Consider the following 8,571-nt stretch of genomic DNA (forward strand, 5'->3'; position numbering starts at 1 on the left):
ATAATGGTAGAAGAAAGAAGAGAAAGGGATTTCAATATGAATAAACGTTTTTTGTTGCCTGTGCTATCGACAGCCCTATTAGCTCCAGCCTTTTTAGCTGGACAAGTCTATGCTGAAGAAAATACTAGTTCTTCAGAAGCTACAGAAGTTGTGAGCACTACAGAAGCACCAGTAGTGACAGCGACTCCTGAGGTTGTTACAAGTCCGGCAACGCCAGTTGAAGAGGCTGCACCTCAAAAAGAAGAAGCAGATACTGTTATCTTGCACACTAATGACGTGCATGGTCGTATTGTAGAAGAAAAAGGAGTAATTGGAGATGCCAAACTCGCAACGGTTATTGAGAAGGAGCGAGAAAAGGGCAACCAAACGACTCTAGTAGTAGATGCAGGCGATGCCTTCCAAGGTCTGCCAATTTCAAACTCTACAAAGGGTGAAGCACGTGCCAAAATCTTAAACGAGATGGGCTATGATGCTATGGCTGTAGGAAATCATGAGTTCGACTTTGGACTTGATGAAGTTAAAAAATACAAAGAAATTTTGAACTTCCCATTGCTCAGCTCAAACACTTATGTCAATGGTGCTCGTTTATTTGAAGCAGCAACAATTGTTGATAAGAACAAGGATGTTGCAGGTGATGAGTTTGTCGTCATCGGTGTGACAACACCTGAAACAGCTACTAAGACCCACCCTAAAAATGTTAAAGGCGTAACCTTTACAGAACCTATTGCAGAGGTTAACAAGGTTATCGAAGAAATTCAAGCTAAAGCCTTGGCAGAAGGCAAAGACTACAAACACTATGTTGTTCTCGCTCACTTGGGAGTTGATACAACAACACCAGTAGAATGGCGCGGTTCTACTCTTGCAGAAGCACTTTCAAAAAATCCTCTTTTGAAAGGTAAGCGTGTCACTGTTATTGATGGTCACTCTCATACAGTAGAATCGACTACTTATGGTGACAATGTAACATACAACCAGACAGGAAGCTATCTCCATAACGTTGGTAAAATCACTTACAAATCTCGCCAATTATTGGGGAATCCTTCACTCATTGCAGCTGCAGATGCTAAGAAATTGGAAGCTAATCCAAAAATTGAAAAACTTGTCAAGGACATCAAACAAAAGTATGACGCTGAAAATGCTATAGAAGTTGTTTCAAATAGTCCAGTTGAATTGAACGGTGACCGTGAAAATGTCCGTGTCCGTGAAACTAACCTTGGAAATGTTGTCGCAGATTCTCTCTATCAATACGGTCAAACAGGCTTTAGTCATCCGACGGATATCGCTGTGACCAATGGTGGTGGCTTGCGTGAAACGATTGCCAAAGATAAGCCAATTACAAAAGGAAATGTCATTGCGGTTCTACCATTTGGGAACACAATTTCACAAATTCAAGTAACTGGTCAGCAAGTTTTTGACATGTTTGAAAAATCACTTGGATCTATTTTGCAGGTTGATAAGGCAGGAAAAACTGTCTTGGATGAAAATGGTCAACCATTGCTAGAACCAAGTGGCGGATTCTTACAGATTTCAGGAGCCAAGGTCTACTACGATACAAATCTAGCTGCAGGCAAACGTGTCTTGGCTATTCAAGTTAAGAATGGTGCGACTGGTCTTTATGAAAAACTAGATTTGGAAAAAGTTTACTACCTAGCAACCAATGACTTCCTTGCAGCAGGTGGTGACGGTTATACTATGCTTGGTGGTGCCAGAGAAGAAGGTCCTTCAATGGATGCCGCCTTTGAAGATTACCTTAAAACAGCTGATTTGACTCAGTATGAAAAGGTAAATCCAAACTCACGCACGATTTCTGTGGATTCAAAAACATTTAAACTGCCAGAAGATCAAGGTAAAGAGCAAGATCCAGCTAAACCAGGAAAAGATTCAGAAACAGATCCAGCAAAAACTCCTACTCAACCAGGAAAAAATCAGGAAACAACTCCGGCTAATTCAGGAAATGATGCAACTAAGCCAGGAAAAGTTCAAAAGACAACTCCAGCTAAATCGGAGCAAGATTCAGCAACAAAAACAACTCCATCAGGAAAAAATCAGGGAACAACTCCTGCTCAAACATCTACTGTAAAAGTTGATTATAAGGTTGCAGATCAGTTTGCTAACAAGACAGTAGTTTCAGAAAAATTACTTCCAAATACAGGTAGTGAGCAATCTATTTTCATGATGCTATTGGGTATGATTCTTGGAGCGACAGCCCTCTGGACTAGTCGTAAACAAGAAAAATAATTCTACAAGATGAAAACATCTCAGGTGTTTTCATCTTTTTTCTTGACTCCTTGCTTGGATGTGATATACTTAACTAGTAAAGGAATGGCGCGATACTCAATAAAAATCAAAGAGCAAACTAGGAAGCGAGACGCAGGCTGTACTTGAGTACGCCAAGACGAAGCTGACGTGGTTTGAATTTGATTTTTGAAGAGTATGAAAACCTTGTATTTATAGAAATTCCGTTCTGAGAAAGGAGCAAATCATGAGACAGTTGGCAAAAGATATCGATCAATTTTTAAATGAGATTATCCTAAAAGCTGAAAACCAGCATGAAATTCTCATTGGTCATTGTACCAGTGATGTAGCCTTGACCAATACCCAGGAGCATATTCTCATGCTTTTATCAGAGGAGTCGCTCACCAACTCTGAGTTGGCGCGTCGTCTCAATGTCAGTCAAGCTGCCGTTACAAAGGCTATCAAATCCCTGGTTAAGGAGGGAATGTTAGAAACGTCTAAGGATCCTAAGGATGCTCGCGTTGTCTTCTATCAATTGACAGACTTGGCTCGACCTATTGCTGAGGAACACCACCATCATCATGAACATACCCTCTCGACTTATGAGCAGGTTGCCACTCAGTTCACACCAAACGAACAAAAAATTATCCAGCGGTTTTTAACTGCTTTAGTAGGAGAAATCAAGTAATGAGATACATCACAGTAGAGGATTTGTCCTTCTATTATGACAAGGAACCTGTGCTTGAGCATATCAATTACAGTGTTGATAGTGGGGAATTTGTCACACTGACAGGAGAAAATGGAGCGGCAAAGACTACTCTTATCAAAGCTAGTCTAGGTATTTTACAACCACGAATTGGGAAAGTAACCATCTCAAAGACAAATATTCATGGGAAAAAGCTAAGAATTGCCTATCTTCCTCAACAGATTGCAAGTTTTAATGCAGGCTTTCCAAGTACCGTTTATGAATTTGTCAAATCAGGTCGCTACCCAAGAAAGGGCTGGTTCCGTCGTTTGAATGCTCACGACGAAGAACACATCAAGGCTAGTTTAAACTCAGTTGGCATGTGGGAACATCGGGATAAACGGATTGGCTCTCTCTCTGGTGGGCAAAAGCAAAGAGCGGTCATTGCACGTATGTTTGCTTCAGATCCAGATATCTTTATCTTGGATGAGCCGACAACAGGGATGGATGCAGGTACCAAGAATGAATTTTATGAGCTCATGCACCACAGTGCCCACCACCATGGCAAGGCTGTTTTGATGATTACTCACGATCCTGAAGAAGTCAAGGATTACGCAGATCGCAATATCCACCTTGTCCGTGACCAAGATTCCCCATGGCGTTGTTTCAATGTCCATGAAAATGACCAGGAGGTGGAGCATGCTTAATCTATTGTCTTATGATTTTATGCAGCGAGCCTTTTTGGCCGTTATTGCCATGAGTCTCTTTTCGCCAGTCCTTGGGACCTTCCTCATCTTGCGTCGTCAGAGCCTTATGAGTGATACTCTGAGTCACGTTTCGCTTTCAGGGGTTGCCTTTGGTTTGGTTTTGGGGATTTCTCCAACCATCTCAACCATTGCCATTGTCTTGATTGCCGCGGTCTTTCTTGAATATCTCCGTACGGTTTACAAGAGCTTTATGGAGATTGGGACAGCTATTCTCATGTCTACAGGACTTGCAGTTTCACTCATTGTTATGAGTAAGGGTAAGAGCTCGAGTTCTATGAGTTTGGACCAATACCTGTTTGGTTCTATTGTGACCATCAGTCAAGAGCAGGTAATTGGGCTCTTTGTCATTGCAGCGGTTGTTTTAATTCTGACCTTCCTCTTTTTGAGACCCATGTACATCTTAACGTTTGACGAGGATACAGCTTTTGTAGATGGCCTTCCAGTGCGTACTATGTCTATCCTCTTTAACATGGTGACGGGTGTGGCTATTGCTCTTATGATTCCAGCTGCAGGAGCACTCTTGGTATCGACCATCATGGTCCTACCAGCTAGTATCGCTTTGCGTTTAGGGAAGAACTTTAGTTCGGTGATGATTCTTGCCAGCGTTATTGGTTTTCTAGGTATGGTGGCGGGACTTTATATCTCCTACTATGCAGAGACACCACCGAGTGCAAGTATTACCATTATCTTTGTAGTTGTCTTTTTGTTAGTCAGCTTACTCAAACGTTTTATCAAATAGGAGAAGAAAATGAAAAAACTAGGCCTACTTTTGGCAAGTCTTGTGACGGTATTCTTAGTGGCTTGTTCCAATCAAAAACAGGCAGATGGAAAATTAAATATCGTCACAACATTCTACCCTGTTTACGAATTTACCAAACAAGTAGCAGGCGATACAGCCAATGTCGAGCTCTTGATTGGGGCAGGGACAGAACCACATGATTATGAACCATCGCCTAAGGCAGTTGCTAAAATCCAAGACGCCGACGCCTTTGTGTATGAAAATGAGAACATGGAAACTTGGGTTCCCAAGCTTTTAGATTCACTAGATGCCAAAAAAGTAAAAACAATCAAGGCTACTGGAGATATGTTGCTTCTTCCAGGTAGTGAAGAAGAGGAAGACCATGACCACGGCGAAGGGGGTCATCATCACGAGTATGACCCTCATGTATGGTTGTCTCCTGCGCGTGCAATCAAACTTGTAGAGCACATCCGTGATAGTCTTTCAGCTGACTATCCAGATAAGAAGGCGACTTTTGAGCAAAATGCAGCAGCCTATATCGAAAAATTGCAAGCCTTGGATAAAGCCTATACTGAAGGACTTTCTAGTGCTAAACAAAAGAGTTTTGTGACTCAACACGCTGCCTTTCGTTATCTTGCCTTAGACTACGGACTCACTCAAGTCTCTATCTCTGGGCTTTCGCCAGATGCGGAGCCTTCAGCAAGCCGCTTGGCAGAATTGACCGAGTACATCAAGAAGAATAAGATTTCTTATATCTACTTTGAAGAAAATGCCTCACAAGCTCTAGCTAATACTCTTTCAAAAGAAACAGGAGTTAAGTTAGATGTTCTGAATCCTCTGGAAAGCTTGACCGAAGAGGACATGAAGGCCGGTGAGAACTATATCTCTGTCATGGAGAAAAATCTCAAAGCCCTCAAGCAAACAACTGACCAGGCAGGGGCAGAAATTGAACCAGAAAAAGCCGAGGAAACTAAAACCGTTCAAAATGGTTACTTTGAGGATGCTGATGTCAAGGATCGTACCTTGAGTGACTATGCTGGTAACTGGCAGTCAGTCTATCCTTTCCTTGAAGATGGTACTCTAGACCAAGTCTTTGACTACAAGGCTAAGTTGACTGGTAAGATGACTAAGGATGAATATAAATCCTACTATCAAAAAGGCTATCAAACGGATGTATCTAAGATTAATATCACGGATAACACTATGGAATTCATCCAAGGTGATCAAAGTAAGAAATATACCTACAAGTATGTCGGCAAGAAAATCTTGACCTATAAGAAAGGGAATCGAGGAGTTCGTTATCTCTTTGAAGCGACAGATGCAGACGCTGGACAATTTAAGTATGTTCAATTCAGCGACCACAATATCGCACCAGTCAAGGCAGAGCATTTCCATATCTTCTTTGGAGGCACTAGCCAGGAAGCCCTCTTTGAAGAAATGGATAACTGGCCAACCTACTATCCAGATGGCTTATCTGGTCAAGAAATCGCCCAAGAAATGCTGGCTCATTAAGATACGATTCACATGATAAAAGCGAACAGGAAAGTTTTCTGGTTATCAGAATCCTCTCTTGTCCGCTTTTTTGAGTTTTGTCAGTTAAAGAGCTTTTGCACTTCTTTTTGTACTTATGGCCTTATTGAATACCAAGTTTTCATTACTTGTCAAAGCCTTGTAAAGCCTTTTCACGTTCTTCTACTTGTCCCTTGGCATCGAGTTTATTACCACCGTAAACTGCTGTTTCCCATGATCCATACATTGGATTTGGGAAGATGATGAATTTTTCACCGAATTCTTTTTGCAATTCTTCAAGCTGTTTATCACGGTCAGATTCAGAAGTCTTAGAAAAATCTGCAAAGTCTACAAGGTTATCACCAAATAGTAACACAAGATTTGTCTTTTCTTGAACCGCTTGTCGACGACCTTCTTTGGATTTTACACCACTTTCTAGGAACATGAGGTGATCACGTCCTTGTACAGGAATACCTTCGCTTTCTAGATTTTTAATGGTAGCATCTACTTGGTCGACTGAACGGTCAGAAATATAGTAGATTTGGACACCGTTTTGATCGGCAAACTGAAGAAAATCTTTAGCACCTGGGACGGCTTTTGCTGCAGCTTTTTGGACCCAAACATCCCAATTTTCAGGTGTGAATACTGTTCCATCTTTGACATTTTGAACTTGATAAGGACTGTTATCTAGGACCGTTTCGTCCAAGTCCAAAACAATCGAATAAGGCTTGTCTGATTCTGTTTTCAGTAATTCCTTTAGACGATCTGTAGCAACATTATAACCTTGTAGATACAAGGCTTTTGTTTCGGCCGCTTTTTGATACCAGAGAGTTGACATGGTATTTTCTCTAGACCGTAGTTGGTCGTAAGTCATTGTAATCTGATTGTCAGATGAGTTATTAGCGGATGTTTGTGTTTCTGTGGATTTTGTGGCGCAGCTGGTCAATAAGATGACAGATGCAAGTGCAGAAACGATTGTAACAGTGGTTTTAGCTGTTTTCATAAAATGTCTCCTGTCTATTAATTTCAATAACAGTATAGCATGAGGGAATAGTTAAGGCAAGCGTTTTCCTAAATATGGACTTGATTTTCCAAAGAAAGATGTAGATAATTAACGGATTAGAGGAAGAGAAAAATATTTTAAAACCTTGAAAAATCTAGCTAAATAGGGTATAATATAAATAATCATTTGTCGTAGGTTTTGTCTGAAATATTGTCCGGACAAGGCTCACAGCAGTTAAATCTCCTGAAAAAGTCGGATTTAGCTGCTCTTTTTGTGCTTTTTTTCAAGTTTTTTGACCTTTGTAACAAAGATTTAAAGATTCTGAAAATTAGTCAAGGGGGATAAGTTGATAGGGTTTTTAGAACCATCTAACGATAATTACTAGCTTAGATCACTAAGCTTGGAACTTTATTTAAAAAGGAGAATCATCTTGGCAGGACATGACGTTCAATACGGGAAACATCGTACCCGTCGTAGTTTTTCAAGAATCAAAGAAGTTCTTGACTTACCAAATTTGATTGAAATTCAAACTGATTCATTCAAAGATTTCCTAGACCATGGTCTGAAGGAAGTGTTTGAAGATGTATTGCCAATTTCAAACTTCACAGACACAATGGAGTTGGAATTTGTTGGCTACGAAATCAAAGAACCTAAATATACGCTTGAAGAGGCTCGTATCCACGATGCTAGCTACTCAGCACCTATCTTTGTAACCTTCCGCTTGATTAACAAAGAAACTGGCGAAATCAAGACACAGGAAGTTTTCTTTGGTGATTTCCCAATCATGACTGAGATGGGAACCTTTATCATCAACGGTGGTGAACGTATCATCGTATCACAGTTGGTGCGTTCTCCAGGTGTTTACTTTAATGACAAGGTAGACAAAAATGGTAAAGTGGGTTACGGTTCAACTGTTATCCCTAACCGTGGAGCTTGGTTGGAACTTGAAAGCGACTCAAAAGACATCGCCTATACTCGTATCGACCGTACTCGTAAGATTCCATTTACGACCTTGGTTCGTGCGCTTGGTTTCTCAGGCGATGATGAAATCTTTGATATCTTTGGTGACAGCGATCTTGTTCGTAACACTGTTGAAAAAGATATTCACAAGAACCCAATGGACTCTCGTACAGACGAAGCTTTGAAGGAAATCTACGAACGCCTTCGTCCAGGTGAGCCTAAGACTGCTGAAAGCTCACGTAGCTTGCTTGTAGCTCGTTTCTTTGACCCACGTCGTTATGACTTGGCTGCAGTTGGTCGTTACAAGATCAATAAAAAACTCAATGTTAAAACACGTTTGCTTAACCAAACCATTGCTGAGCCATTGGTAGACCCTGAAACAGGTGAAATCTTGGTAGAAGCTGGAACAATCATGACTCGTAGCGTGATTGAGAGCATTGAAAGCCATTTGGATGGTGATTTGAACAAGATTGTCTACATTCCAAATGATGCGGCTGTAGTAACAGAGCCAGTTGTTCTTCAAAAGTTCAAGGTTGTAGCACCAACTGATCCAGATCGTGTTGTAACAATCATCGGTAATGCAAATCCAGATGATAAAGTTCGCACTATCACACCAGCAGACATCCTTGCTGAAATGAGCTATTTCCTCAACTTGGCTGAAGGTATCGGTCGT

The 8,571-nt window shown here is 41.0% G+C and carries 6 protein-coding genes and 1 pseudogene; 6 read left to right on the plus strand and 1 reads right to left on the minus strand.

The genetic code is table 11. The features are described 5' to 3' along the window. The first annotated feature begins 36 nt into the window (after positions 1-36). From nt5e to HMPREF1116_RS09560, 5 genes are all read left to right on the plus strand, one after another. On the plus strand, positions 37-2,238 hold the full coding sequence (gene nt5e / locus HMPREF1116_RS0102395) for a cell surface ecto-5'-nucleotidase Nt5e (protein ID WP_001042068.1): 2,202 nt from the start codon (positions 37-39) through the stop codon (positions 2,236-2,238). Between the two features lie 244 nt (positions 2,239-2,482). Continuing rightward, on the plus strand, positions 2,483-2,923 hold the full coding sequence (gene adcR / locus HMPREF1116_RS09545; protein ID WP_001249315.1) for a zinc-dependent transcriptional regulator AdcR: 441 nt from the start codon (positions 2,483-2,485) through the stop codon (positions 2,921-2,923). Beyond that, the gene (locus tag HMPREF1116_RS09550) at positions 2,923-3,627 is read left to right on the plus strand and encodes a metal ABC transporter ATP-binding protein (RefSeq protein WP_001269493.1); all 705 of its coding nucleotides are present in this window, start codon (positions 2,923-2,925) and stop codon (positions 3,625-3,627) included. The genes adcR and HMPREF1116_RS09550 overlap by 1 nt, the downstream gene beginning before the upstream one ends. Further along, complete coding sequence (locus tag HMPREF1116_RS09555) at positions 3,620-4,426, plus strand: metal ABC transporter permease (RefSeq protein WP_000933416.1); 807 nt, start codon at positions 3,620-3,622, stop codon at positions 4,424-4,426. The genes HMPREF1116_RS09550 and HMPREF1116_RS09555 overlap by 8 nt, the downstream gene beginning before the upstream one ends. Before the next feature lie 9 nt (positions 4,427-4,435). Then, positions 4,436-5,938: a zinc ABC transporter substrate-binding protein AdcA gene (locus HMPREF1116_RS09560; protein WP_000733019.1), complete on the plus strand. Its 1,503-nt coding sequence runs from the start codon at positions 4,436-4,438 to the stop codon at positions 5,936-5,938. Positions 5,939-6,080: 142 nt separating this feature from the next. Here the strand turns inward: HMPREF1116_RS09560 and HMPREF1116_RS09565 are convergent, their stop codons facing one another. Further along, complete coding sequence (locus HMPREF1116_RS09565) at positions 6,081-6,938, minus strand: 5'-nucleotidase, lipoprotein e(P4) family (protein ID WP_000844832.1); 858 nt, start codon at positions 6,936-6,938, stop codon at positions 6,081-6,083. A 430-nt stretch (positions 6,939-7,368) separates the two neighbouring features. On the opposite strand from HMPREF1116_RS09565, the pseudogene HMPREF1116_RS09570 reads away from it, so the two are divergent. Further along, positions 7,369-8,571 (plus strand): annotated as a pseudogene (locus HMPREF1116_RS09570) (DNA-directed RNA polymerase subunit beta); the annotation flags it as partial.

Origin of the sequence: Streptococcus sp. SK140, from assembly GCF_000259525.1 — a bacterium.
Lineage (GTDB): Bacteria > Bacillota > Bacilli > Lactobacillales > Streptococcaceae > Streptococcus.